Here is a 25,496-nt window from a genome sequence, read left to right as displayed (position 1 = left end):
ACGGAGCAACGATACCCGTGAGCGAGATACCCGCCGACGCCCGCCCGGTTCCCTCCGGACCCTATCGCAGGGTCCTTTTGAAGGTTTCCGGCGAGGCGCTGATGGGCGATCAGTCCTACGGGATCGACATGAACACGGCCGAACGCATTGCCGAGGAAGTCGGCGCTGCGGTGAAGGCCGGTTATGAAATGTGCCTTGTAATTGGCGGCGGGAATATTTTCCGTGGCCTGCAGGCAGCCGCCAAGGGCATGGACCGGGCTGCGGCTGACTATATGGGCATGCTGGCAACCGTGATGAATGCGCTGGCCATGCAGACGGCGCTGGAACGCCGGGGCGTGCAGACGCGTGTTCAGTCGGCCATCCCGATGACGACGGTGTGCGAGCCCTATATCCGCCGCCGGGCCGTGCGCCACATGGAAAAGGGCCGGGTGGTGATTTTCGCGGCCGGAACCGGCAATCCGTTCTTCACAACCGATACGGCGGCGGCGCTGCGCGCGGCTGAGATGGGCTGTGATGCCCTGTTCAAGGGCACGCAGGTCGATGGCGTTTATTCGGCGGATCCCAAGAAGGATCCGAACGCCGAACGCTATGACCAGCTGGACTATCTTGATGTTATCGCGCGCGACCTGAAAGTGATGGACGCATCGGCGGTGACCCTGATGCGCGACAACCAGATACCGATTGTGGTGTTTGATATCCAGAAGACGAATGGTCTGGCCGATGTGCTTGACGGGCGGGGCGTTTGCACCGTGGTCGGGCCCAAACCGGCACAAAAGAGGTGAGGACAGTATGAGCAAGGCTGGCGATTTTAGCCTGAAGGATATCGAGCGCCGCATGGACGGTGCTGTTGAGGCGCTGAAGAAGGAGTTTGGCGGGCTTCGCACCGGACGCGCCAGCATCGCGCTGCTCGATCCGATCAAGATCGACGCCTATGGCAGCCTGACCCCGATCAACCAGGTCGGTACCGTGTCTGTTCCGGAATCGCGCATGCTGTCGGTTCAGGTCTGGGACAAGAATCTTGCGCCAGCTGTGGACAAGGCGATCCGCAACTCTTCGCTGGGCCTTAATCCGGTTGTTGAAGGAACGCTGATCCGCATCCCGATCCCGCCGCTCAATGAAGAGCGCCGCGCCGAGCTGGCCAAGACGGCTGGCACCTATGCCGAGCAGGCGCGCGTGGCGGTGCGCAATGTGCGCCGGGACGGTATGGAAGCGCTCAAGCGCGCCGAGAAGGACAATCTGATCAGCGAAGACGAGCACAAGCGTTTTTCCGATCAGGTCCAGAAGGCCACCGACCATAATATCGCCGCGATCGACGAGCTGCTTAAGGCCAAGCAGGAAGAAATCACGCAGGTCTGATTGCCTGCTTGCTGTCTGACAGGTCCGGGGAGGACTGTTTGCGATGTCAGCTGAACCCGGCGGCCAGATTCCGGTGCCGCGCCACGTTGCCGTGATTATGGACGGAAACGGGCGATGGGCGGCCGCGCGCGGTCTGCCCAGAGCCATGGGACACCGGCAGGGTGTGGAGGCCGTCCGCGCGCTGGTGCGCGGTTCGGCTGATCTGGGCGTGACCCATCTGACCCTTTTTGGCTTTTCGACCGAGAACTGGCGGCGCTCTTCCGAGGAAGTCAGCACGCTGTTTGACCTGCTCAAGCAATTTGTCGACGCCGATCTGGACGATCTGGCACGCAATGGCGTTCGGGTGCGTATCCTGGGCAGCCGCCAGGGTCTTTCGCGAGACATTCTGGACATTATTGACCGTGCGGAGGCGCGGACCGCCTCCAATTCAAGATTCAATCTCAATGTGGCGTTCAACTATGGTGGCCGCGACGAAATCGTCCGGACAGCCAAGGCGCTGCTGGCAGAGGCTCAGGCCGGCGCCCTGCAAGGCGAGATTGACGAAAAGGCTTTCGCCGCGCGCCTTGATACCAGCGGCCTGCCTGACCCCGACATGATTATCCGCACCAGCGGCGAGATGCGCATATCCAACTTCCTGCTATGGCAGGGTGCGTACTCGGAGCTGGTTTTCATGGATGTGTTGTGGCCCGACTTTTCGGTGGACCACATGAAGGAGGCGATCGCCATCTACCAGGCGCGCAACCGGCGTTTCGGCGGCCGCCCGTGAGTCTGCTGGCGCGCCTTCCCGGACCCAGAGACCCGGTATTCCTGCGCAGGCTGGCATCGGCTCTCGTGCTCGCACCGCTGGCTCTGGGGCTGGTCTGGCTTGGCGGCTACCCGTTCGCCATCTTTGTCGCTGCCTTCTCGGCCGCCATGGCGTGGGAATGGGTGCGCATGTCGGACCGGGATGCGCCGCCGCGCGCCTTCTCCATCGCTACGGGCACAGCCGTTGGCGCGGTTCTGCTGGCCGCCAATGGCGAATGGGTCTGGTGCGCCGTCTGGGTGCTGGCTGGTTCGGCGGGCGCCTATCTGGACCGCCGCAGGCGGGGCAGGGCGTGGGAAGCGCCGCTGGGCCTCATCTATGTCGCGAGCGCGGCCAGCATCCTTGTTGGCCTGCGCGCGGCAGATGGCGGGCTCGGCGCCTTGTTGTTCCTGCTGGCTGTGGTCTGGGCGGCTGACACATTCGCCTATCTTGCGGGCACCTGGCTGGGCGGACCGAAACTTCTGCCCGCCGCCAGCCCCAACAAGACGTGGACCGGGCTGGTGGCCGGGGTCGGATGCGGCGCGGCGGCCGGTGTCCTGGTTGCGGGCATGTGGGGGCTGGACCCGGCCTATGCGCTGGCGGCGGCATTGCCGGCTGCGGGCATGGCTGTTGCAGGTGATCTGGTAATGTCACTCGCCAAGCGCCGGTTTGGCGTGAAGGATGCAGGGACGCTGATCCCCGGCCATGGCGGGGTGCTGGACAGGGTGGACGCCTTGATGCTCGCGACTGTTTTTGCCGGCCTTTTTTCCCTTCTGGCACCTGCCGGATGGCCGGGCGGGAGCTTCTAGATGACGCGCAGCGTTTCCATTCTGGGGGCAACGGGCTCGGTCGGGCTGGCGACGCTTGACCTGATAGCGGCAGCACCTGCCGGGCAGTACGCCGTCACGGCCCTGACGGCCAATACCCGCGCGGCAGAGCTCGCAGAGCTGGCCTTGCGCTTCCGTCCGCGCTTCACGGCGCTTTCTGATCCACGCCAGGCCCATGTGCTGGAGGCCGCTCTGGCAGGCTCGGGCCTGCAATGGGGTGCTGGCGCGTCAGCTGTTGCCGAGGCCGCTTCGATGGACGCGGACTGGACAATGGCCGCCATTGTCGGTGCTGCGGGCCTGGCGCCTACACTGGCGGCGGTAAAACGCGGCAAGGTTGTCGCGCTGGCCAACAAGGAAGCGCTTGTTTGCGCCGGGCCGCTTTTCATGGAAAGCGCGCGCCGATCCGGCGCGACGATCCTGCCGGTCGATTCCGAGCATAACGCGATTTTTCAGGCCCTCGGGGGGAGCGATGCGGCCAGCGTGCGCCGGATCATCCTGACCGCATCCGGCGGGCCGTTCCGTAATTCCAGCCTTGAGACCATGGCGCGTGCCACTGCCCGTGATGCAGTTGCCCACCCTGTATGGTCGATGGGCGCCAAGATATCCGTGGATTCGGCAACGATGATGAACAAGGGGCTGGAGGTCATCGAGGCCTGCCACCTCTTCGCCCTGCCGCCAGAGAGAGTGGATGTGATCGTTCACCCGGAATCCATCGTGCACGGGCTCGTGGAGCATCAGGATGGCGGCCTGCTGGCCCAGATGGGCACGCCCGATATGCGCACTCCGATTGCCCATGCACTGGGCTGGCCGGACCGCATGGAAACGAGCGTTTCACGCCTCGACCTGCCGGCTCTGGGCAAGCTGACTTTTGAGGCTCCCGATCCGCAGCGTTTCCCGGCTCTGGAGCTCGCGCGCGCTGCTTTCCGGGAAGGCGGGGCGAGCCCTGTCATCCTGAACGCCGCCAATGAAATCGCGGTGGACGCCTTTCTGAATGGTCATGTCGGCTTCCTTGACATCGCCGCAATCGTTGCGGACTCTCTGGACCAGGGTGAGGGGGTAGCCAGAGGTTCTTTGACCGACTTCGATACGGTATACGCGGCGGACGCTGCAGCGCGCGAGCTTGCAGTATCGCTGGTAAAGGCGCGCGCGCGGCGCAGCGCCAGCCTTGCACAGGGAGCATAAGGCAGCGTGACGGACTTGCTTGGATCGGGACTGCTCAGCGTCGCGGCCTTCGTTGCCGTGATTTCCTTTGTCGTGGTCATCCACGAACTGGGACATTATCTCGCCGGCCGTTTTTTTGGGGTTCACGCCGAGGTGTTTTCGATCGGCTTCGGTCCGACCCTGTTCAGCTGGCACGACCGCAAGGGCACGTTGTGGCGGGTGGCCGGGTTGCCACTCGGTGGGTATGTCCGCTTTCTCGGTGATGCCAATGCAGCAAGCGCGCGCGACCCCGAAACGCTTGAGCGCCTGCGCGCCGCGCGCAGCGACTCCGGAAAAGTGTTTCATTTCAAACCGGTGTGGCAGCGTGCGATTATTGTGCTGGCCGGTCCGGTGGCCAATTTCCTGCTCGCCATCGTGCTGTTTGCCGCACTGGGCATGGTGCGCGGCGATGTAACGATAGAGCCCCGTATCGGTCAGGTGGAAGCAGACAGTCCCGCCGAAGCGGCGGGCTTCCAGGCCGGCGATTTGCTGCTCACAATCGATGGGCAACGCGCCCGCACCTTTACCGATCTCTCGCAAGCCGTGATGACGCGGGCAGGACAGCCCATGCGTTTCACGGTAGAGCGGGACGGAGCGGAGCTGGCCCTGGAGGCCACGCCGCGTCGGCAGATGCGTGATGACGGGCTCGGCGGTACGCGGGCATTCGGCTATCTGGGTGTCGGCCTTTCCCGCGATGCCGAAATCGTCCAGCGCCGGTTCGGGCCTATTGAGGCGCTTGGCCATGGCGTCACGCGTACGGCCGATATTTCGGTAACAATTGTTGACTACATGGCGCGCCTGGTCACGTTCCGGGCGTCGTTCGAGCACATAAACGGGCCGCTGGGAATCGCCACTACGGCGGGGCAGATTGCCAATACGGCTGTCAGTGATCCCGGCGCGCAGGAAGGCGCAAGCTATGATCTGGGGGCCGCACTGGCACGGCTTCTGACGAGCCTTGTCCTGCTGGCCGGGCTGTTGTCGGTGGCGATCGGTTTGATGAACCTCCTGCCAATCCCGGTTCTAGACGGTGGCCACCTTGTGTATTACGCCTACGAAGCCGTGGCGAAACATCCACCCAGCCCTTCGGTTCAGTCGATTGGCCTCAAGGCCGGTCTCGCGCTGATCCTCGGGCTGATGGTTGTCGCCACTTGGAATGATTTGAGTTATCTGGTTGGCCTCTTCTCATGATGGCTGGCAGAACGGGACCAGGGTGGTGCAGTCAATGAAGTTTTTCGTCTGGACGATAGCGGCCCTGGCGTTTCTGTGCTCACCGCTGGCCTATGCCCAGCCGGCCCAGGAGCAAGCGCCCCAGCTGGATGCGCAAAGCCTGCAGGAAGAGCAGGGGCCTGTGCGCGTCATGCAGATTCTCGTTGAGGGTAATCAGCGTGTCGAAGCCGACACCATCCTGTCCTACATGCTGGTGCGACCGGGCGATGCGGCTGACCCGCGGCTGATCAACCTGTCGATCCAGACCCTGTTCGCGACCAATCTGTTTGCTGATGTCCGCGTAGGCATTGAGGGTTCTACGCTCATCATCTTCGTGCGCGAGAATCCGGTCATCAACCGGGTCGTGCTGGAAGGCAACCGCGCGGTCAGTGACAGCCGGATCACCGACGAGATCCAGCTCCAGCCGCGAGCCCTGTTCACGCGCGCCCGCGTCCAGGCGGATGTCCAGCGTATCCTTGAGGTCTATCGCCGCTCTGGCCGTTTCGCCGTGCAGGTAAACCCGCAGATTGTCGAGCTGCCGCAGAACCGGGTCGACCTCGTTTTCGAGATTTCGGAAGGCCCGACGACTGGCGTGCGGCGGATCAATTTCGTGGGTAACCGCGCCTTTTCTGACCGCCGCCTGCGCGGCGAAGTCGTAACCAGCGAAGCGCGCTGGTGGCGTCTTTTCAACTCCAATGACAACTATGATCCGGATCGTCTCGAATTTGACCGTGAAAGGCTGCGTGAATTCTACGCCGATCGTGGATATGCCGACTTCCGCGTGAGTTCGGCCATTGCCGAACTGGTGCCTGACCAGTCCGGTTTCTACATCACCTACACGGTCGATGAAGGCCAAGTGTATAATTTCGGAGAGATCACGGTCACGACCGAGATTGAAGATCTCAGCTCCGAATATCTTGAGGCGATCGTCTCTACCCGTCCGGGCAGCCTGTATGTGGGCAGCCGGATTGAAGAATCCGTGGATACGCTGACCTTCGCCGCCGGTGCCGCAGGGTATGCGTTCGTGGATGTTCGTCCGCGCGTGCGCACGAACCGGGAAACGCAGACGGTCGATATTGAATACGTCATCAATCCGGCGCCGCGCGTATATATCGAGCGGATCGATATTCTGGGCAATTCACGTACCCTCGACCGGGTGATCCGGCGGGAAATGGAGCTGGTAGAAGGTGATGCGTTCAACCAGGTGCTGGTGAATCTGTCGCGTCAGCGGGTGCGGCGCCTCGGCTTCTTTGAAAATGTCGAAATTACACCAGTACAGGGAAGCAGCGCGGATCGTGCGCGGCTGCAGGTGAACGTAACCGAGCAGCCTACCGGCGAACTTGCTTTCGGCGTGGGTTACTCTTCGACAGACTCCTTCCTTGTTGATTTCTCGGTATCGGAGCGGAATCTGCGTGGCCGCGGCCAGTTCCTGCGTCTTCGTGTTTCGGAAAGTTCACGCCGCCGCCAGATCGATATCCGTTTCACCGAACCGCGCTTCCTCGACCGCAATCTTGCGGCCGGTTTCGACCTGTTCCAGGTGCGCTCCAACTTCTCAAGGGAAGCATCCTTTGAAACTGAATCCACCGGCTTCAGCCTGCGTACGGGCTTTCCGCTCACCGCTTCGGTTGAAGGCGGGTTGAATTTTACACTGCGCAATGACGAGGTGCGCACCTTTGCCGGCGTATCCAGCGCCATTGCCCGCGCGTCGGGCTCACGGCTTACATCCCTTGTAGGCTACTCCGTAGCGTGGAACCGGATTGACGATTTCCGCCGTCCGACGAATGGTTTTCAGCTCAACCTGAATCAGGAGCTTGCCGGCTTTGGCGGTGATGTGCGCTATGTTCGTACGGAAGGGCGCGGCGCCATTTACCGCAATGTCTTCCGTCCCGACATTGTCCTCAGCCTGACCGGTGAGACGGGCCTGATACTTGGCTGGGGCGGGGATGACGTGCGGATCAACGACCGCTTCTTCAAGGGTGGCAATTCCTTCCGCGGGTTCGAGACGGCAGGTATTGGCCCGCGCGTCGTGCAGCGTAACGCGGAGGGCCAGTTGATCCGCGGTGACGCACTGGGTGGCAATTTCTACGCTATCGGCGCGCTTGAACTGGGCTTCCCGCTGGGACTGCCCGAGCAGTACGGCGTACGCGGGAGCGTGTTCACCGAGTTTGGCACGATGGGTGTCCTGCCTTCAGTTGACCAGATTGCTGACGTAGGCGGAACAACATCGCCCTTCACGATTGATGAGCTGGCACCGCGTGTGTCGGTGGGCGTCAGTATTTTCTGGGACTCGCCATTTGGTCCGGTGCGTTTTGACTTCGCCGAAGCAGTGGTTCATCAAGAGTATGACCGCCGTGAGTTCTTCCGTTTCAGCACAAGTACAGGGTTCTAACACAATGACTTTCCAACCCAGCCAGATTGCCAGCAAACGCATTCGCGCGTTCTTTGCCGGTGTTGTTCTTGCCCTTGGCACGCTTGGCGCTGCCCACGCACAGAACATTCTGGTCATTAACGAAGAGACCATCCTTACCGAGAGCCAGGTCGGCCGGCATATTGCCAGCCAGCTCGAGGTTATCGGCCGCGAAATCCAGACTGAACTGGAAGCCGCTGCCCAGCCTCTCAACCAGGAGAACGAGGCCCTGCAGGCTGAAACCTCGGCGCTGAGCCAGGATGCCATTCAGCAACGCCCGGACCTGATGCAGCGCATCCAGCAGCTGCAGCAGAACGCCCAGCAGCTTGAGCGTCTGCGCCGGGTCCGCCAGCAGGAGCTGGTGCTGACGGAGCGTCAGGCGCTTCGTCCGGTGCTCGAGACGCTTCAGACCGTCCTCCAGGAACTGGTCAACGAGCGTAGCGCCACCGTCCTGCTCGACCGTTCGCAGGTTGTTTATGCGGCTGACAGCGTGGACGTTACTGCTACGGTGATCGAGCGGCTGAACCAGCGTATCCAGACCACGCCGGTGACGCGTGTACGCGCGCCAGAGGGTGGCAGCGGTAACGGTCAGTAGACGTTAGTCCGGTGGCTGTTGACCCCCGGTTCTACCGGCCTGCCGGCACGCTGTACGCGAAGGACATTGCCGGTGAGCTCAATGGTGAGCTCACCGGCAATCCCGTTTGTGAGGCCGTTGACGTGGCATCGGCCAGCGAGCCATTGGCCGGAGCGCTGGTATTTGTAGACGGTGCGAAACTGCCCGACGCGCTCGCGGCGCACGCGGGCGTTATTATCGGCAATGCTGGCGCGTTGACAGATGCAGTGTTGCACCCGCGTGCGGCGTTCATTGCCGTCAGGCACCCCAAAGCGGCCTTTGCTGCTATCGCCGGCAGGATCGTTGCGCCACGCGAAAGCGCGTCCGGTCACGCAATTCATCCATCTGCTGTCATCGCGCCCGATGCAGTGATCTGTGCTGGTGCCTCTATCGGTGAAGGTGCCCATATCGGAGCGAACTGCCATATTGGTCCGAATGCCGTTATCGGAAGCGGCGTGGAGATCGGTGACGGGACCCGCGTGTCTGCATGTGCGGTTGTCGGATTTGCCGTCATCGGGCGTAATTGCCGGATCGGTCCGGGTAGTGTGATTGGCGAGGCCGGTTTCGGGCTGGCACCTGGCCCTGCCGGACTGGTGGAACTGCCCCATTACGGCCGGGTGATAGTAGGCGACGATGTGCGCGTGGGCGCCAATTGTACGATCGACCGGGGCATGTTCGGTGACACGCGCCTGCGCGACGGCGTCAAACTCGATAATCTGTGCCATATCGCGCATAATGTGGATATAGGCGAGCACACGCTTATGGCAGCGTTCGCAGGCGTTTCCGGTAGCGTGAAGATCGGGCGGGGCGCGCAGTTTGGCGGACGTGTCGGGGTTGTCGACCATGTCACGATAGGCGACGGGGTGCGGCTGGCTGCAAACGCGTCACCTGCCGGAAATGTGCCGCCGGGAGAAACATGGGCGGGGCAGCCTGCTCAACCCATCCGCGGCTGGCTCAGGGAGCTCGCTATCCTGAAACGTCTTGCTGCGCCCAAGGGACGCTCTGGCGGACGCGATGGCAACAGAGACGATGACAAGCCGGGTGGATAGCCCGGCGGATGACATGGGGGCTCCATGACAGACGCAAGCAATATAATTGGCCCGGACGAGATACTCGCCCGCTTGCCGCACCGCTTTCCCTTTCTGATGGTCGATCGCGCCCATAGCTATGTGGAAGGCGAATCCATCGTCGGGATAAAGTGCGTGTCGGCGGGTGAGCCTTATTTCCAGGGGCATTTCCCTGAAAATCCCGTCATGCCGGGCGTGCTGATGATTGAAGCCCTGGCCCAGACCGGCGCGTTGCTGATGTCCAAGACGCTGGACGCTGACATAGCCAATACGCTGATCCTGTTCATTGGCGTGGACCGTGCCCGCTTCCGCAAGCCGGTCCGGCCGGGCGACGTGCTGGACATGCCGGTACGTGTGCTGGCCAATCGCCGCGGGCTGTTCCGTTTCGAGGGCGAGGCCCGGGTCAATGGCGTGAAGGTGGCCGAGGCGGAGTTCTCGGCAACTTCGGCGCAGCGCCAGTCTCAAGGAGAGCCATCTTGACCACGCGTATTCACCCGTCTGCCATTATCGAGCCGGGCGCCGAGCTGGGCGAGGGCGTAGAGATCGGTCCCTTTTGCCAGATCGGCCCGAAGGTGAAGATCGGCGACCGCACCCGTCTGATCTCTCATGTCAGCGTGCTGAACCAGACCGAGATCGGGGCCGACTGTGTGGTGCATCCCTTCGCGGCGCTAGGCTCGCCGCCCCAGGATTTCAAATACAAGGGCGGTGATGTCAGCCTTGTCATCGGTGAGCGCAACACGCTGCGCGAACACGTCACCATGCATCTGGGCACCGAGACTGCCCGCGGGACCACGCGTGTGGGTTCTGGCGGCTATTTCATGGTGGGCGCCCATGTCGGACATGACTGCATCGTCGGCGACAATGTCGTGTTTGCCAATAATGCAACGCTGGGCGGCGAGGTGGTCATCGGCGATTTCGTGATCATGGGCGGCCTGTCCGCGATCCATCAGAAATGCCGCGTCGGGCGCTACGCATTCGTCGGTGGCGGCGCCCCGGTGACAGGGGACATCATCCCCTATGGTATGGTCGATAATCACGGGTATCTGGCGGGGCTGAACCTTGTCGGTCTCAAGCGGCGGGGTTTCTCGCGAGACCTGATCCATGACCTGCGCGCGGCCTACAGGCTGGTCTTTGCCGCTGAGGGCGCGTTCTCAGAACGAGTGGAGGACGCTAGCCGCCTGTTTGAACATCGCCCTGAGGTGATGGAGATCATCAGTTTCGTGAAGGCACCGGCTGCCCGCCCGCTTTGCGGCCCGGAACAGGGCTAGCAGCCATGAGCGGCAGCTGGACACGCCTGGGCCTGATAGCAGGTGGCGGCGCCTTGCCGCGCCTGGTAGCACAGGCGTGTGCCGCTGACGGCCGGTTGGGCTGTGTGATCGCCCTGCATGGGTTTGCCGACCCCGCCGGGTTCGACGATCCCGTTGTCAGAACGATTGGCCAGTTTGGTCATGTCTTGAAGGATCTGCACGCTGCCGGATGCGATGCCGTCTGTTTCGCCGGGATAGTAACGCGGCCTGATTTCCGCAACTTCGTGCCGGATATGGAGGGCGCAAAGCTTCTGCCCCGGCTGCTGGCCGCTGCGGTACGCGGAGATGATGCGCTGCTGCGTGTCGTGGTGAAGGCGTTTGAGGATCAAGGCCTGCAAGTCGTCGGTGCCGACGAGCTCTCATCCTCTTTGCTTGCTCCTTCGGGTGTCATTGGAGGCGATGTGGATGTGGAGGCGCACCGGCAGGATATCGACAAGGCCATGCAGATGGCGGCGGCGATAGGCGTTCTCGATGCCGGGCAGGGGGCTGTCGTGTGCCAGGGGCTGGTGCTCGCGCTGGAGGCACAGGAAGGCACAGACGCCATGCTGGAGCGCGTTGCCAGCCTGCCGGAGACTATTCGCGGCACCCGGCAGACGCGGCGCGGCGTGCTCGCCAAACGGCCCAAACCGCAGCAGGAGCGCCGCATAGACCTTCCCGTGGTGGGCGTAGCCACCGTGGAGCGCGCGGCGGGCGCCGGGCTTGCCGGCATCGCCGTTGAGGCCGGTGCGGCGCTGATACTGGGGCGCGAGGCGGTTGACGAGGCGGCGCGCCGTCACGGCATTTTCGTCGTCGGCGTTTCTGCACACAGCTGAAGGGACATATCTCATGAGCCCGGCAGACCGGCCCTTGCGAGTCTTCATCGTTGCCGCTGAACCGTCTGGCGACATAGTCGGTGCCGAACTGATCCGTGCGCTGCGCGCTTCGGGGGCCAATGTTGAAATCGCTGGGGTCGGCCGTGAGGCGATGGCGGCTGAGGGCGTGACCACCGATATTGATCTCTCGGCGCTATCTGTTCTGGGCCTCTTCGATGGATTGCGCATCTGGCGGCTGGTGCATGAGCGCGCGGGCGCGTGCGCCCGCGCCGCGGCGGAGTTTCGAGCCGATCAGGTTGTGCTGATCGATTCCTGGGGGTTCATGCTGCGGGTAGCGTGGAAAGCGCGCGAAGCATGTCCTGGCGCGCGTATTGTCAAATACATTGGCCCGCAGGCCTTTGCGACCCGGCCAGGCCGGGCCAAGGTACTGGCACGCGCGGTCGACAATCTGCTCGCCATTCACCCGTTTGACCCGGACTATTTCGAACCCTGCGGCCTGCCAACCATCGTTGTTGGCAATCCGGCGCTGGAACGCGACCTGACGGGCGACGGTGCGGGGTTTCGTTCACGCCATGGTATAACGCCGGATGCGCGCGTGATGCTGGTCCTGTTCGGCAGCCGCAAGTCGGAGGTGGAGCGCCTGTTCGACGATTTCGCTGGCACGGCTGAAGCGCTGGCAAAAGACCGCCCAGACCTGCGTCTGGTGACGGTGGTGGCACCGTCGGTGGCCGAAGTCGTTCACAGCCGCCTTGCCAGCCGCGATGCGCTGTCCGGGATGGTCATCGTAGGGCCGGAAGAGCGGCTGGATGCGTTCGCTGCCGCTGATGTGGCGCTGGCCTGTTCAGGCACGGTAACGCTGGAATTGTCCCGCATGGGCGTGCCGAGCGTCGTCGGCTACCGGCTCGGGCCGGTCGCATGGACGATTGCGTGGAACTTCATGCTGAAGGCGCCCTATGTCAGCCTGGTCAATATCGCTGCCGGGCGTGAATTGCTGCCAGAGCGCCTGCAGACGCGCGCCGTGCCAGAGCATCTGGTGCCGGATATGGCAAAGCTGCTGGATGATGCAACCCATCGCAGGGCGATCTCTGCTGCCCTTGTGGAAACAACCAAACTGATGGCAGGACAAGGAGAGGGCGCGAGCGTCAACGCCGCCCGCGCCCTCATTCAACTCGGCCCGCTGTAGTTTCTAGCGCTTGCTGACCGGCAGGTAGGCGCGTTCGGTGGCGCCGGTGAAGACCTGGCGTGGGCGGCCGATCTTCTGGGTCGGATCTTCAATCATTTCAGACCATTGAGCGATCCAGCCGACGGTGCGGGCCAGTGCGAAGAGCACCGTGAACATCTCGGTGGGGAAGCCCATCGCCCGCAGGGTGATGCCTGAATAGAAGTCGATATTCGGGTAGAGCTTTTTCTCGACGAAATACGGGTCTTCCAGCGCGATGCGCTCCAGCTCCATGGCGACTTGCAGAAGCGGATCGTTCTTCACGCCCAGCTCGTCGAGCACTTCGTGGCAGGTGGTGCGCATCACTTTGGCGCGTGGATCGTAGTTTTTGTAGACGCGGTGACCGAAGCCCATCAGGCGGAACGGATCATCCTTGTCCTTGGCGCGCTTGATGTATTCAGGAATCCGGTCAACCGAGCCGATCTCTTCCAGCATGTTGAGCGCAGCTTCATTCGCGCCGCCATGGGCCGGGCCCCAGAGCGAGGCAATGCCGGCCGCAATACAGGCAAACGGATTGGCGCCAGACGAGCCGGCGAGGCGAACCGTTGAGGTGGAGGCATTCTGCTCGTGGTCGGCGTGCAGGATGAAGATGCGGTCCATGGCGCGGGCCAGCGTCGGGGAGACCTTGTAGTCTTCGGCCGGTACGGCAAAGCACATGCGCAGGAAATTGGAGGCGTAGTCCAGCTCGTTGCGCGGGCTGATGAAAGGCTGGCCAACCGAGTATTTGAACGCGCGTGCCGCGATGGTTGGCATTTTGGCGATCATGCGGTGGCTGGCGATGGTGCGCGCCTTGGGGTCATTGATGTCGGTGGAGTCGTGATAGAAGGCCGAGAGCGCACCGACCGTTCCCACCATCACCGCCATCGGGTGCGCATCACGGCGATAGCCGCGGAAGAACTGGTCAAACTGGTCGTGCAGCATGGTGTGACGGCGGATCGTCCAGTCAAACTCCTCCAGCTCTTTTGCAGACGGCAGCTCACCATGCAGCAGGAGATAGGATACCTCGATGAAGGAGGAGTTTTCCGCCAGCTGGTCAATCGGGTAGCCCCGGTACAGGAGAATGCCCTCATCACCATCGATGTAGGTGATCTGGCTTTCACAGCTGGCCGTTGAGGTAAATCCCGGGTCGTACGTAAACACGCCAGCGTCGCGGTAAAGCGTGCGGATGTCGATGACATCGGGGCCAACCGAGCCGCCCAGAACCGGCAAGTCAATCGTCTTGCCGTTAATGGTAAGCTGGGCGGAGCCCGTTTTTTCGGTCTTGTTCTTCATCGGTCCAATCCCTTCACATTATTCAGGTCGGTTCAGGCCGGGCGGGTGTGGTCATCCAGCCTGGCAATCGCTTCTTCCCGGCCCAGCAATGCCAGAACCAGGCTCATATCGGGCGCCGGGGCGCCTCCGGTCAGTACGGCGCGCAAAGGTTGGCCGATCTTGCCAAAACCCACGCCCTCGTCTTGCGCAAATGCCTTGAGCAAGTCGCCCAGAGCTTCGCTGTTCCAGTCATTGTGTGCGGCGAGCACGGCGCGCAGGCGGGAGAGCAGCGCGAGTGCGTCGGGAGACAAATGCTTGCGCGCCGCATCGTCAATGGCGAACGGGCGCTCGCGGAGGAGAAAATAGGCCTGCGTTTCCATTTCGGCGAGTGTTTTTGAACGCTCTTTCAGCATGTCCATGGCAGGCGTTAACCGTGCGTTTGCCACCGCGCTGCTGACCAGCCCGTCCTGACCTTCCAGGCGCTCCATCAGCAGCGCCAGAAGCCGCGTATTGTCGGCTTGGCGGATATGGTGGTGGTTTACAAACGCCATCTTGTCGAAATCGAGCCGGGCAGGCGCCTTGTTCAGACCTTCAAGCGAGAAGGCGGCGATGAGTTCTGCGTCGGTGAACAATTCCTGGTCGCCATGGCTCCAGCCAAGCCGCGCCAGATAATTGCGCAGCCCTTCAGGCAGGTAGCCCATCTCGCGATAGGCCTCGGCCCCCAACGCACCGTGGCGTTTGGAGAGCTTCTTGCCATCAGGCCCGTGGATCAGCGGGATATGAGCGAAGACCGGCCGGTCCCAGCCAAGCGCGTCGTAAAGCTGGGCCTGACGCCCGCCATTTACCAGATGATCGTCGCCGCGGATGATGTGGGTCACGCCCATATCATGGTCATCGACGACAACGGCAAGATTATAGGTCGGGTTGCCATCGGCACGCAGCAGGATGAGGTCGTCGAACTCCTTGGCCGCCCAGCGCACGTCGCCCTGAACCGCGTCATGCAGCGTCACATCGCTGTCGGGCGCTCGAAACCGCACGGTAAACCGCATGTCACCGGGCGGTGTGCCGCCATCGCGCCAGGGAGAGCGCAGCGCGCGGCCTTCAGCGAAGGCTTCCTCGCGCAGCTTTTCCACTTCCTCGGGCGTGCAATAGCAGCGGAATGCCTTTCCTTGCGCGACAAGCTCTTCAGCAATTTCACGATGGCGGTCTGCGCGCGCGTGCTGGGAAACGGCGTCGCCGTCCCATTCCAACCCCAGCCAGTTCATGCCGGCCAGAATCGCGTCCACGGCCTCGGTCGTGGAACGCTCGCGGTCGGTATCTTCGATGCGAAGCTTGAACTGGCCGCCTGCCTGGCGCGCAAAAAGATAGTTGAACAAGGCCGTTCGCGCCCCGCCAATATGGAGGAAGCCGGTGGGCGAAGGGGCGAAACGCGTGATGATGTCAGGTCTGTTTTGCACGTGCGAGATGTTGCTGCGCTGCGAAGGGAGCGGGATGATTAGCATGTTAGCGCGGTAAAGAGATAGTCTCACCGCTGAAGTGACAACACAGGGTGGCTGCATGCACCGCTACATCCAGGCGGTCTGGACATCAATCCGGCGGGGGCGCAGCCCGGTTTCGGGCGCCGAGCGCGCGGCACTGAGCCGTCTTTTGCAGCCTGTATTGCCATCAAGAGCTGTCCGGTCGTCCGATCTGATCTTGTGGGCGCCGCTGGCCGCGGGGCTGGGTGCAGCAGTCTATCTTTCGGTTCCGGCAGAGCCTGGCAGCGTGCTGATCCCGGTTTTCTGGCTTGCCGCTTTTGCCTGCGTTCTGGCCGTCCCGCTTCTCACCGCCAAGCCGTCCCTGATGGCAGCGATCGTCCTGAGCGCCTGTGCGCTGGCCGGGCATGCCCATGTTCAGGGCAGGACGCTCTCGCTTGCGCCGCCCGTGATCGAGGTCAGCGACCGAGCCCGCACCGTTACAGGATGGGTGGAGCGCATCGAACGCAGAGGCCGGTCGGGGCGCGTGCTATTGCGCGTGCAGACGCTGGAGCGCGCCGATGTGGCGCCGTTCCGGGTGCGCTTGCGGATCAACACCGAAACCCTGACCCCCGGCGACGGCATACGTGTCAATGCTGTCCTGTCCCATCCGCGCGGGCCTGCGGCGGCAGGCGGCTATGACGGCGCGCGGGCGGCCTGGTATCAGCGGGTGGCCCTCGCGGGCTTTTCCATTTCCCAGCCTCAGCCGGAAGAGATTGCCGGGCAGGAGGAGCTGCGCGCGTTTCTGGGTTGGCGCTGGCGGCTGGCGCAGCGCATCGCCGATGCAGCCGGACCCAATTCAGGCCCGGTCATTGCAGCCCTTCTGACGGGCGAGCGGTCCGGTGTGACCGAGGATCATGCCGAGGCCTTGCGGCTGTCGGGCCTCGGCCATCTGCTGGCCATATCGGGGATGCATATGGCATTGCTGGCGGGCGGCATCTATTTCGCGGCGCGCTGGCTCATCGCCTCGATTGAGCCCTTCGCCCGCGCGCATGACCCGCGAAAGCCTGCCGCGCTGATCGCACTGCTCGCCGCCCTTGGCTACCTGCTGCTGTCTGGCGGGGCGATTTCCACCCAGCGTGCCTTCGTCATGGCTGCGGTCATGTTCACAGCGATATTGATAGGGCGAAGAGCGGTGTCGTTTCAGTCGCTTGCTCTGGCCGCACTCATCATCATCGCATTCAGCCCGCAAAGCGTGATCGAGCCGGGTTTCCAGATGAGCTTCGCCGCCACCGCCGCGCTGATCGCCGTCTATGAAGCCTGGCAGAGATGGCGGATGACACGCGATATGGCAGATTACGGCTGGTTCGCGCGGGTACAGGCCGCGTTTACAGGCCTTGCCGTTACCAGCCTGGTGGCGGGCAGCGCGACCGGGCTTTTTGCCGCCTTCCACTTCCAGCGCATGGCAGCCTACGGGTTTGGCGCAAACCTTCTGGCCATGCCGGTCTTCAGCTTCTGGGTCATGCCGGCGGGTGTCGTGGGGCTATTGCTGGCTCCCTTCGGGCTGGAAGGGCTGCCGCTCCTGGTGAGCGCGGCGGGCATGGACATCGTTCTTGCCATCGCCACGTGGACATCCTCGCTGCCCGGCGCGGCCATGCCGGCGCTGGCACCGGGCGGGATCGTGCTTGGCCTCTATGCGACCGGGTTTGCCCTGGCGACGCTGGGGCGCGGGCTGGTGCGAGTGGCGGGTGTCCCTTTTGCTGCCGGGGCACTTGGCCTGTGGGCACTGCAATCGCCGCCCGACATGATGATCACCGCGTCGGGCGTACTCGTTTCGCGCAGCCTTTCAGCTGAGTCCGGTGAACCCGGAGACTGGCAGGTCAGCGACCGCCGCCGGGGCCGGTTCGAGACAGGCGTTCTCCTGCAGCGCGCAGGAACAGGGCTAAGCGCCGCGCCGCGCGGGGATTATGCGTGCGATCCGCTGGGCTGCCTTGTTGTCACGGCTGAGGGTCTGCGCGTGGCTGTCAGCGAGCATCCCGCCTCGCTGGAGGAAGACTGCGTGCGCGCCGATCTCGTGATCGCGCGCGGCAATGTCAGTGCCTGGCAGAAGCGCCGCTGCGCCGTGCCAGTTCTGGATGATGCGGCGCGGGCAGAGCTGGGCAGTGCCGAGTTCTGGGTCAGAGATGGCCGCATAATCCGCCTGCGCGGCGCCAATGATGGCAGTGCGGCCCGTGTCTGGGGGCGGGAGCGGGGCAACTGACTGTCCGCCGCCGCCCGGCCCCCCGGATCAGTGATAGCGGCGGATCAGCCCCACCAGACGACCCTGAACCTGCACCCGGTCGGGCCCGAAAATGCGGGTCTCATAGGCCGGGTTGGCCGCTTCAAGAGCAATCGACCCGCCCTTGCGGCGGATGCGCTTGAGCGTGGCTTCCTCATTATCCACCAGCGCAACGACAATCTCGCCATTATTGGCCGTGTCTCCGCGCCGGATAATGACATAATCGCCATCCAGAATACCGGCCTCGATCATGGAGTCGCCCTCGACCTCGAGCGCGAAATGTTCACCCGACGAGACCATTTGGGACGGCACGCCGAAACGCTCGGTTTCGTGCTGGATGGCTTCGATGGGTACGCCAGCCGCGATCTTGCCCAGAAGCGGCACATCAACCGAATCTGTCTCCACCTCCCGGCGGGCGAAATTGCCGCTGACGACATTATCTGCGGCGCTTGCGCGCGGTGCGGAGGCATCCGGGAGCTTGAGCACTTCGAGCGCCCGGGCCCGGTGGGCCAGACGCCGAATGAAGCCACGCTCCTCCAGCGCGCTGACGAGGCGGTGAACACCGGACTTTGAAGCCAGCTGAAGCGCTTCCTTCATCTCGTCAAAGGACGGGGAAACGCCGTCTTCAGAGAGGCGCTTGTGAATGAAGAGCAGAAGCTCGTGTTGTTTGCGGGTCAGCATGAGGGGTCTGATCTCCAGGCGCAGCGGGAACAAAGCCAGAAAGGCCATGTTTTGTTCTATGCCTGTTCCGGCGGCTGGTCAAGCGGAATACGGGGTCTCACGCGAACTTCATCAGGTCTTTCACCGCTGACGTTACATCATTCTGGCGCATGAGGCTTTCGCCGACCAGAAGCGCTTTGGCGCCGGACTTACGCACCCGCTCAGCGTCATCGAAGGAGAAAATGCCGCTCTCTGCGACGAGAAAGCGGTCCTCGGGGACATGCGCGCTGAGCGCCTCGAACGTATCGAGCGTCACATCGAAGGTGCGCAGATTGCGGTTATTGATACCAATGAGGGGCGAGGGCAGGGCGAGGGCCCGGTCCAGCTCCGCCCGGTCATGCACCTCGATAAGGGCATCCATTTTCCAGTGTGCAGCCTCCGCCACCAGATCGGCGGCCAGGGTGTCGTCCACGGCTGCCATGATGACCAGAATGCAGTCTGCGCCCAGAGCGCGGGCCTCTACGACCTGCCAGGGGTCATAGAGGAAGTCCTTGCGCAATACGGGCAGGGAGACGGCGGCGCGCGCCTCGACCAGATGGCTGTCGGCTCCTTCAAAGCTTTCCGTGTCGGTGAGGATGGAGAGGCAGGCTGCGCCCCCGTCCTCATAGGCGCGGGCGAGCGCGGGAGGGTCAAAGTCGGCGCGGATCAGGCCTTTGGAGGGGCTTGCCTTCTTGATCTCCGCAATCAGGGCCAGTCCGTCGGCGGCTTGCCGGGTTTGCAGCTGCCTGAAAAAACCGCGCACAGGTGAGGCAGCGCGCGCCTTTGCGCAGACGTCGGCATAGCTGAGAGCTGCCTTGCGGCGCGCGGTGTCCGCGCGCTTGTAGATGCCAATACGCTCCAGCGTGTCGCTCATCGCGGGCGCTCCTCAGGTGTTTGTAATATGTACAAGCTTATTGAGCGTTCCGGCGGCCCGCCCGTCATCAATGGCGGCTGCTGCCAGCGCCACGCCGTCTTTCAGGCCATCAGCCTTGCCCGCAAGCACCAGTGCCGCGCTGGCATTGAACAGGACAATGTCGCGGTATGCGCCATGCTCGCCGTCCAGCAGGCGGTGCAGGGCGGCGGCATTCTCGGCCGGTTCCCCGCCCTTGAGATCATCAAGGCTCGCGCGGGGCAATCCGGCATCTTCAGGCGTGACGGTGAACTCGCGCACGCTGCCATCGGCCTCCAGGCTGGCGATATGGGTGGCGCCGGTTGTGGTGATCTCATCCAGACCATCTTCGCCGTGGACGATCCACGCACGCTCGGCGCCCAGATCGCGCAAGGCTTCGGCCATCGGCACAAGCCAGCGCCGGTCGAATACGCCCAAAAGCTGGCGGCGTGTGCCCGCAGGATTCGATAGCGGACCCAGCAGGTTGAACACGGTGCGCACCCCCAGCGTCTTGCGGGCAGGGGCCACGTGGCGCACGGCGCCGTGATGGGCCTGGGCGAACAGGAAGGCGACACCGGCCTCGGCCAGCGCCCGTTCTATCTGTTCAGGCGTTGCCATCAGGTTCACACCCGATGAATCGAGCACTTCTGCCGAGCCAGATTTTGATGAGGCGGCCTTGTTGCCATGCTTGGCAACCACGGCGCCCGCAGCAGCAGCCACCAGCGCGGCGGCGGTGGAGACGTTCCATGTGCCCCGGGCGTCGCCGCCGGTTCCGCATGTATCAATGGCATTGGCGGGAGCTTTCACCGTGTTCATCCGCGCGCGCATCGCGCGCGCTCCGGTGGCCAGCACGCCCGGATCCTCGCCAATCGCGGCCAGTCCGATAAGAAAGCCGCCAATCTCGGCCAGATCCGCTTCGCCATCCATCAGCGCATCAAAAGCCGCCTCCAGCGCCTCGGGCGCAGGCAGCTTTCCGCCTGCAAGGGCGGAGATGGCCGGGCGCATCTGGCTCATGCGGCAGCCTTGCCGGACTGGCGGGGGATTTCAGCCAGAAAATTCTTCAAAAGGGCATGGCCGTGCTCGGAGGCAATCGATTCGGGGTGGAACTGGACGCCATGTACAGGGCGGGAACGGTGCCGGAGGCCCATGATCTCGCCATCGGCGGTGCGGGCGTTGACGACCAGCTCGCTGCCCTCGGGCAGGTCGACGGCGAGCGAGTGGTAGCGTGTCGCCTCAAACGGTGAGGGCAGGCCGGCAAACACGCCCGTAGCGTCATGCGTGATCGGGCTGGTCTTGCCGTGCATGATCTCGCGTGCCTGAACCACCTTGCCGCCGTAGACCTGTCCCATCGCCTGATGGCCGAGGCAGACGCCCAGGATCGGCAGATCTGAAGGCGCCTGTCGCAGCACGTCCAGACAGATGCCTGCTCGGTCCGGATCACACGGACCGGGTGACAGGACGATGGCTTCTGCGCCGAGGCCCAGCGCCTCAGCCGCGCTCATGGCATCGTTGCGGATCACGCGGGTCTGCGCGCCGAGCTCCTGGAAATAATGGACCAGGTTGAAGGTGAAGCTGTCGTAGTTGTCGATGATGAGCAGCATGCCCGATAGGTCCATATTGCGGCGCGGCAGAGGCAATCTAGTCGGGCATTGAGGAGCCGCCAATGTTTGCGACTCACCTTATGCATCATTTTCATGTCCTCGCCCGCAACCAGCGTCATCCATATGGCCAGCGCAGCCGCCGCGGCGATGCTGCTGCTTGCCGGTCTGGCGTTTCAGCTGGGCAGCCGTGAGGCGTCAGAGGAGGGTGCGCTCCAGGCTGTTTCACCGGGAGAAGCCGCGCCAGTTCTGGAAAGCCTCCCGGTGGTGGCCGATGCCGCCACGCCTGTTCTGCCTCAAGAACCCTTCGTCATGTCCGGCGTGCGGCCCATGCTGGCGGTCATCATTGATGATATCGGGCCGGACGTGGCGGTGGCCGACGCCCTAATCGCGTCTGGCCTGCCTCTGACGCTCTCCATACTGCCCTTTGCTGAGGCCGCGCCGGACATTGCGCATGCAGCTTCTGCTGCAGGGCTGGAAGTATTCTTGCATCTGCCGATGGAGCCTGTCGGCCTTGCTGATCCCGGACCCAATGCGCTGATCCGCGCGCACGACATTGCAGAGATCGCCCGCCGGACAGGGTGGGCGTTGTCGCGCGTTCCGGGCGCTACCGGCTTCAACAACCATATGGGCAGCGCCATGACAACGGACCGGGCAGCCATGGCACGCGTGTTTGCCGCGCTGGAAGGCTCTGGCCTGATCTTTGTCGATTCCCTCACCCATCAGCGCAGCGTTGCTGCCGCGGTCGCATCCCGGGCCGGACTTACGGCTCTGCGCCGGGATGTCTTTCTGGACCATGTGCGCACGCCTCAGGCGATTGATGCGGCGATTGGCGAGGCGCTTGACCGGGCCGTCGCAACCGGGTCTGCCATTGCCATCGGTCATCCGCATGCCATGACGCTGGCCGCCCTTGAGGGGCTCGCAGAGCGCGCCGAGGCGGCAGGGGTGGAGCTCGTCACGGTTTCGCGCCTTGCCGAAGCGCGTGGCAGGCATCAGGCGAGCTAGGCAAACCGCCATGCCTCTTCTGCCGCGCGGAACAGGGCCTTGGCCTTGTTCACGGTTTCCATGCGCTCGGCCTCGGGGTCGGAATCCAGAACGATGCCCGCGCCTGCCTGCACATGCATGACGCCATCCTTGATGATGGCTGTTCTCAGCGCGATGCAGGTATCCATGCCGCCGCCAGCACCGAAATAGCCGACAGCTCCGGCATAAATGCCCCGCCGGTGCGGCTCCAGCTCGTCAATGATCTCCATGGCGCGCACTTTGGGTGCGCCCGAGACGGTGCCTGCCGGGAAGCCGGCAAACAGGGCCGATATGGCATCCTCGCCATCGTTCAGCTCGCCTTCGACATTGGAAACGATATGCATGACGTGGCTATAGCGTTCGACGATTTCGCGCTCGGTGACGCGCACACTGCCCGGCCTGGCGACCCGGCCGACATCGTTGCGCCCCAGGTCCAGAAGCATGAGGTGCTCGGCGCGCTCCTTGGGATCGGCCAGCAACTCGGCTTCGTTGGCGTTATCCTCATCGGGCGTCGCGCCGCGCGGCCGCGTGCCTGCAATCGGGCGGACGGTGACCACGCCGTCGCGCAGGCGGACAAGGATTTCCGGGCTGGAACCTGCAATCGCGAAACCGTCCAGATCGAAGAAGAAGAGGAAGGGCGAGGGGTTGGTCCGGCGAAGCGAGCGGTAAAGCGCAAAAGGGGGCGCCGTGAAAGGCGTTGAAAAGCGCTGGCTGGCCACGATCTGGAAGGCATCACCAGCACGGATATAGTTGCGGGCCTTGTCCACATTCGCGTGGAACGCCCCGGGCGCCATATTGCTCTGCGGTTCGGGGGCGGGCTCACAAGCGGCTTGACGGCGCTGGACGGGAGAAGCGGTGTCCAGCCGCTCAAAAACCGCGCCTATGCGCAAGGCGGCGGCCTCTACTGCCTCACGGGCGGAAATGCCTGGCGAGAGGCGGGCAGGCGCGGCGGCCAGAATTTCCTGGCGGACCGCATCAAAAACGACCACTACCCGTGGCCGGATCAGAAATCCGTCCGGGGTTCCAAGTGGGTCGGACGGCGCATTTGCCGGCAGGTTTTCGATTTCCCGGATCATGTCATAGCCGAGATAACCGAAAAGACCTGCCGCTATCGGTGCCAGCTCACCGGGCACATGCAGGGCAGACTCTGCGATGAGGCGCTTGAGCGATTCCAGCGGCTGGCCGTCTTCAGCAAAATGTTCCGGCACGTCGTCAAAGCCTTCGGCCTTCGCGACATAAGCTTTGCCGTTCCGGCTCTGCCAGATCAGGTCAGGGTCCAGGCCGATAGCCGAATAGCGGCCTCGATAAGTGCCGCCTTCGACGCTTTCCAGGAGGCAGGAATGACGCGCCGTCCCTGACAGTTTCAGATAGGCCGATACCGGATTTTCCAGATCGTCCACGCGCTGCGCGGTCAGCAGGACATGGCCTTCTGCCTCGCAGCGGGCAATGGCTGCGTCGACTTCGTGCGAACCGGGCATCATGCGGGCTGCCTACTCAGCGTCGGACCGGCCGAGCGCCGCGTCGCGCAGCTGGGCGTTGATCCGTACGTCATAATTGTCCAGCAGGGCCCGCTCCAGCGCGATAACGATATCGTTCTCATAGCCTTCGGTGATGGCCCGGCGCGTCGCGCTGTCGAGTTCGGAGGCCCCGGGCGTGATGGCAGTTACTATTGCCACTGCCCGCGTGCGCTGATCGCCGGCGCGTGCCTCGAAAGGGGTGTTCTCGCGGGCACGGAACGCTGCGCCTACCAGGGCTTGCGTGAACGGACCTGCTGTCTGTCCGCGTGACAGGGTGCTTCCCTCGACGCGGGTACCGGGAATGCTTGCCGCGATGGCGTCAAGGCTTTCACCGGCCTCGGCCCGCGACAGCGCCTGCGTGACGGTTTCCTGCAGCCGGTCGTCGATCTGGCGCAGGCGCCAGAAAGCTTCAGCCTGCTCACGCACATCGGCCAGCGGTGCCAGCTCGCTGGGACGAACGGCGTCGACGCGCAGGATGAAATAGCCGCCTTCGCCAAATTCGGTCAGGTCGGATTCAAAGCCTTCCTGCGTGGCGGTCGCCGCTTGGAGGATGGCTTCCTCCCGGATGAGGCTCATCAGGGGTGAACCCGAAGAAATCTCAAATGCATCGGGCGTCATGAAGTCGAAGCGTTCCAGCGGCATGCCGGCGGCTTCTGCAGCTTCCTCAAGCGTCGCGCCGCGTCCGCGCTGATCCTCGAATTCCGCAAGCGCATCGAGAACACGATATTCCGCAGCGTCGCCGGCCAGCTCGGTGCGCAGTTCATCGGCCATAGACTCGAAGTCCGGAATTTCAGGGTCGTTGGCGGCCTGCACATAAACAGCGCGCCAGCCGAGACGGCCCCGGACGGCGCGTGCTTCGCCCTGCGCCATTTCAAACGCGGCCTGACCGATTACCTGGTCGGGCACAGCAAACTGTTCCACGTCCTCCAGCCGCACCGGATCACCCAGACCTGTCGCTGCGGAAATGGCTGACGGATCTTCACCGGCCTCAAGCCGCTCGACAATGTTCTCGGCAGTCTGCTGGTCGGGCGTTACCCATTGCAGGAAGGTGCGCAGCGGCGCCTCGGACAGCTCGCCCGTTTCCCGGCGCATATCGTAAAGCTCACGCAGTTCAGCTTCGTCCACAGCGACATCGGCAGACACGAGCTGCGGGTCGAGACGCACTAGCGTGATCCGGCGCTGCTCGGGCAGGGTGAAGAACGCTTCGTTCTCCGCGATGAAGGCCTGCAGGGTTTCATCATCGGGCGCTTCAACCTCGCCTGCCAGGGCGGGCGGGATCAGCAGGGCCCGGATAGTGCGGGTTTCGCCCTGGTAGCGGGCGCGCAGCTGGCTGAAAAGCGCCGGTGGCGTTGCGCCTGACAATGCGGCATCGACAAATTGCTGGCGGCGCAGATCGGCGCGCAGCTGCGCCTCGAATGTATTGGCCGTCCAGCCTTCCTGGCGCAGCCATTCATTATAGGCGGCCGGGTCGAAGCGATTGGAAAACACGCTCTGGAAGGCCGGTGCTGACTGGATGATCTCTGCTACCTGCTCGTCGGTAGCCGCGATACCAAGCTCGCGGGCCTGCGCGCTGATCGCGGCCTGTGCAACCAGCAGGTTGATGACGCTGTCACCAAGACCCGCTGCGTCCGCTTCCTGCTGCGTCATGCGCGGGCTTTCCATCTGCAGACGGCGCACCTCGCGCTGCATGGTCCGGCTGACATCCTGCAGCGTCACGCGTTCGGAGCCGACCGTGGCAACGGCATTGCCCGTGCCGGTGAATATGTCGTTGATGCCGAACAGGGCGAAAGCGGCCACCACCGGAACAATGATGATCAGGACGGCAATCGGAGAGCGGGCGAGATTTCGGATCGTTGAGAGCATGGAGCTTCGATAACACCGGAAAAAGGGCTGCAACAGGCTTGGCTGGCCAAGGCGGCGGACCCTAGCCGTGGCGCGCGCGGCGGGCAAGGCTACTGCCTGCGCGAAACGAACAGGGTTTGCCCCGCGCGG

At 63.5% G+C, this 25,496-nt stretch carries 23 protein-coding genes; 15 read left to right on the top strand and 8 right to left on the bottom strand.

Annotated features, from left to right (window positions below; translation table 11 throughout):
• Positions 1-26 precede the first annotated feature (26 nt).
• The 13 genes from pyrH to lpxB are packed head-to-tail and all read left to right on the top strand — an operon-like array spanning position 27 to position 12,759.
• Positions 27-782: a UMP kinase gene (gene pyrH, locus ACTIGC_RS07455; RefSeq protein WP_373870270.1), complete on the top strand. Its 756-nt coding sequence runs from the start codon at positions 27-29 to the stop codon at positions 780-782.
• 7 nt (positions 783-789) lie between these two features.
• Positions 790-1,356 (top strand): ribosome recycling factor, encoded by a 567-nt coding sequence (frr, locus tag ACTIGC_RS07450; RefSeq protein ID WP_127567138.1) that lies wholly within the window; start codon positions 790-792, stop codon positions 1,354-1,356.
• A gap of 43 nt (positions 1,357-1,399) precedes the next feature.
• Positions 1,400-2,122: a polyprenyl diphosphate synthase gene (gene uppS / locus ACTIGC_RS07445; RefSeq protein ID WP_439633800.1), complete on the top strand. Its 723-nt coding sequence runs from the start codon at positions 1,400-1,402 to the stop codon at positions 2,120-2,122.
• Positions 2,119-2,946 carry a phosphatidate cytidylyltransferase gene (locus tag ACTIGC_RS07440; RefSeq protein WP_439633799.1) on the top strand — a complete coding sequence of 276 codons (828 nt, stop codon included), beginning with the start codon at positions 2,119-2,121 and terminating at the stop codon, positions 2,944-2,946. The genes uppS and ACTIGC_RS07440 overlap by 4 nt, the downstream gene beginning before the upstream one ends.
• Entirely contained in the window at positions 2,947-4,146 is a 1,200-nt protein-coding gene (gene dxr / locus ACTIGC_RS07435; RefSeq protein ID WP_439633798.1) for a 1-deoxy-D-xylulose-5-phosphate reductoisomerase, read from the top strand. It begins immediately after the preceding gene.
• A gap of 6 nt (positions 4,147-4,152) precedes the next feature.
• Positions 4,153-5,352 (top strand): M50 family metallopeptidase, encoded by a 1,200-nt coding sequence (locus ACTIGC_RS07430; RefSeq protein WP_439633797.1) that lies wholly within the window; start codon positions 4,153-4,155, stop codon positions 5,350-5,352.
• Between the two features lie 34 nt (positions 5,353-5,386).
• Positions 5,387-7,759 (top strand): outer membrane protein assembly factor BamA, encoded by a 2,373-nt coding sequence (bamA, locus tag ACTIGC_RS07425; RefSeq protein ID WP_439633796.1) that lies wholly within the window; start codon positions 5,387-5,389, stop codon positions 7,757-7,759.
• Positions 7,760-7,763: 4 nt separating this feature from the next.
• Positions 7,764-8,372: an OmpH family outer membrane protein gene (locus ACTIGC_RS07420; RefSeq protein ID WP_439633795.1), complete on the top strand. Its 609-nt coding sequence runs from the start codon at positions 7,764-7,766 to the stop codon at positions 8,370-8,372.
• A gap of 11 nt (positions 8,373-8,383) precedes the next feature.
• Positions 8,384-9,439: a UDP-3-O-(3-hydroxymyristoyl)glucosamine N-acyltransferase gene (gene lpxD, locus ACTIGC_RS07415; protein ID WP_439633794.1), complete on the top strand. Its 1,056-nt coding sequence runs from the start codon at positions 8,384-8,386 to the stop codon at positions 9,437-9,439.
• A gap of 24 nt (positions 9,440-9,463) precedes the next feature.
• Entirely contained in the window at positions 9,464-9,937 is a 474-nt protein-coding gene (gene fabZ / locus ACTIGC_RS07410) for a 3-hydroxyacyl-ACP dehydratase FabZ (RefSeq protein ID WP_439633793.1), read from the top strand.
• Positions 9,934-10,725, top strand: coding sequence for an acyl-ACP--UDP-N-acetylglucosamine O-acyltransferase (gene lpxA / locus ACTIGC_RS07405; RefSeq protein WP_439633792.1), 792 nt, complete (start codon positions 9,934-9,936; stop codon positions 10,723-10,725). Before fabZ ends, lpxA begins: the two co-directional genes overlap by 4 nt.
• 5 nt (positions 10,726-10,730) lie before the next feature.
• Positions 10,731-11,576 carry an LpxI family protein gene (locus ACTIGC_RS07400; RefSeq protein ID WP_439633791.1) on the top strand — a complete coding sequence of 282 codons (846 nt, stop codon included), beginning with the start codon at positions 10,731-10,733 and terminating at the stop codon, positions 11,574-11,576.
• Positions 11,577-11,589: 13 nt separating this feature from the next.
• Complete coding sequence (gene lpxB / locus ACTIGC_RS07395; protein ID WP_439633790.1) at positions 11,590-12,759, top strand: lipid-A-disaccharide synthase; 1,170 nt, start codon at positions 11,590-11,592, stop codon at positions 12,757-12,759.
• Between the two features lie 3 nt (positions 12,760-12,762).
• Here the strand turns inward: lpxB and gltA are convergent, their stop codons facing one another.
• Positions 12,763-14,067, bottom strand: a complete 1,305-nt coding sequence (gene gltA, locus ACTIGC_RS07390; RefSeq protein WP_439633789.1) for a citrate synthase — start codon at positions 14,065-14,067, stop codon at positions 12,763-12,765.
• A 32-nt stretch (positions 14,068-14,099) separates the two neighbouring features.
• Complete coding sequence (gene gltX / locus ACTIGC_RS07385; protein ID WP_439633788.1) at positions 14,100-15,503, bottom strand: glutamate--tRNA ligase; 1,404 nt, start codon at positions 15,501-15,503, stop codon at positions 14,100-14,102.
• A gap of 100 nt (positions 15,504-15,603) precedes the next feature.
• On the opposite strand from gltX, the gene ACTIGC_RS07380 reads away from it, so the two are divergent.
• Positions 15,604-17,760: a ComEC/Rec2 family competence protein gene (locus ACTIGC_RS07380; RefSeq protein ID WP_439633787.1), complete on the top strand. Its 2,157-nt coding sequence runs from the start codon at positions 15,604-15,606 to the stop codon at positions 17,758-17,760.
• A 27-nt stretch (positions 17,761-17,787) separates the two neighbouring features.
• On the opposite strand, the gene lexA is transcribed toward ACTIGC_RS07380, so the two are convergent.
• From lexA to ACTIGC_RS07360, 4 genes are all read right to left on the bottom strand, one after another.
• Entirely contained in the window at positions 17,788-18,459 is a 672-nt protein-coding gene (lexA, locus tag ACTIGC_RS07375) for a transcriptional repressor LexA (RefSeq protein ID WP_127567110.1), read from the bottom strand.
• A gap of 97 nt (positions 18,460-18,556) precedes the next feature.
• Positions 18,557-19,351, bottom strand: a complete 795-nt coding sequence (gene trpC, locus ACTIGC_RS07370; RefSeq protein WP_439633786.1) for an indole-3-glycerol phosphate synthase TrpC — start codon at positions 19,349-19,351, stop codon at positions 18,557-18,559.
• A 12-nt stretch (positions 19,352-19,363) separates the two neighbouring features.
• Entirely contained in the window at positions 19,364-20,380 is a 1,017-nt protein-coding gene (gene trpD, locus ACTIGC_RS07365; protein WP_439633785.1) for an anthranilate phosphoribosyltransferase, read from the bottom strand.
• Positions 20,377-20,967, bottom strand: a complete 591-nt coding sequence (locus tag ACTIGC_RS07360; protein WP_439633943.1) for an anthranilate synthase component II — start codon at positions 20,965-20,967, stop codon at positions 20,377-20,379. The genes trpD and ACTIGC_RS07360 overlap by 4 nt, the downstream gene beginning before the upstream one ends.
• Before the next feature lie 93 nt (positions 20,968-21,060).
• On the opposite strand from ACTIGC_RS07360, the gene ACTIGC_RS07355 reads away from it, so the two are divergent.
• Entirely contained in the window at positions 21,061-21,969 is a 909-nt protein-coding gene (locus tag ACTIGC_RS07355; protein WP_439633784.1) for a divergent polysaccharide deacetylase family protein, read from the top strand.
• Here ACTIGC_RS07355 and trpE read toward each other — a convergent pair.
• Together trpE and ACTIGC_RS07345 are read right to left on the bottom strand one after the other, a co-directional pair.
• Positions 21,966-23,468 (bottom strand): anthranilate synthase component I, encoded by a 1,503-nt coding sequence (gene trpE / locus ACTIGC_RS07350; RefSeq protein WP_439633783.1) that lies wholly within the window; start codon positions 23,466-23,468, stop codon positions 21,966-21,968. The two genes, ACTIGC_RS07355 and trpE, sit on opposite strands and share 4 nt — an antisense overlap.
• 9 nt (positions 23,469-23,477) lie before the next feature.
• Positions 23,478-25,367, bottom strand: coding sequence for a SurA N-terminal domain-containing protein (locus ACTIGC_RS07345; RefSeq protein ID WP_439633782.1), 1,890 nt, complete (start codon positions 25,365-25,367; stop codon positions 23,478-23,480).
• Between the last annotated feature and the right edge of the window lie 129 nt (positions 25,368-25,496).

The sequence above is a fragment of the Glycocaulis sp. genome (assembly GCF_051859565.1).
GTDB lineage: Bacteria > Pseudomonadota > Alphaproteobacteria > Caulobacterales > Maricaulaceae > Glycocaulis.
This window is presented reverse-complemented; position numbering and strand designations above follow the sequence as displayed.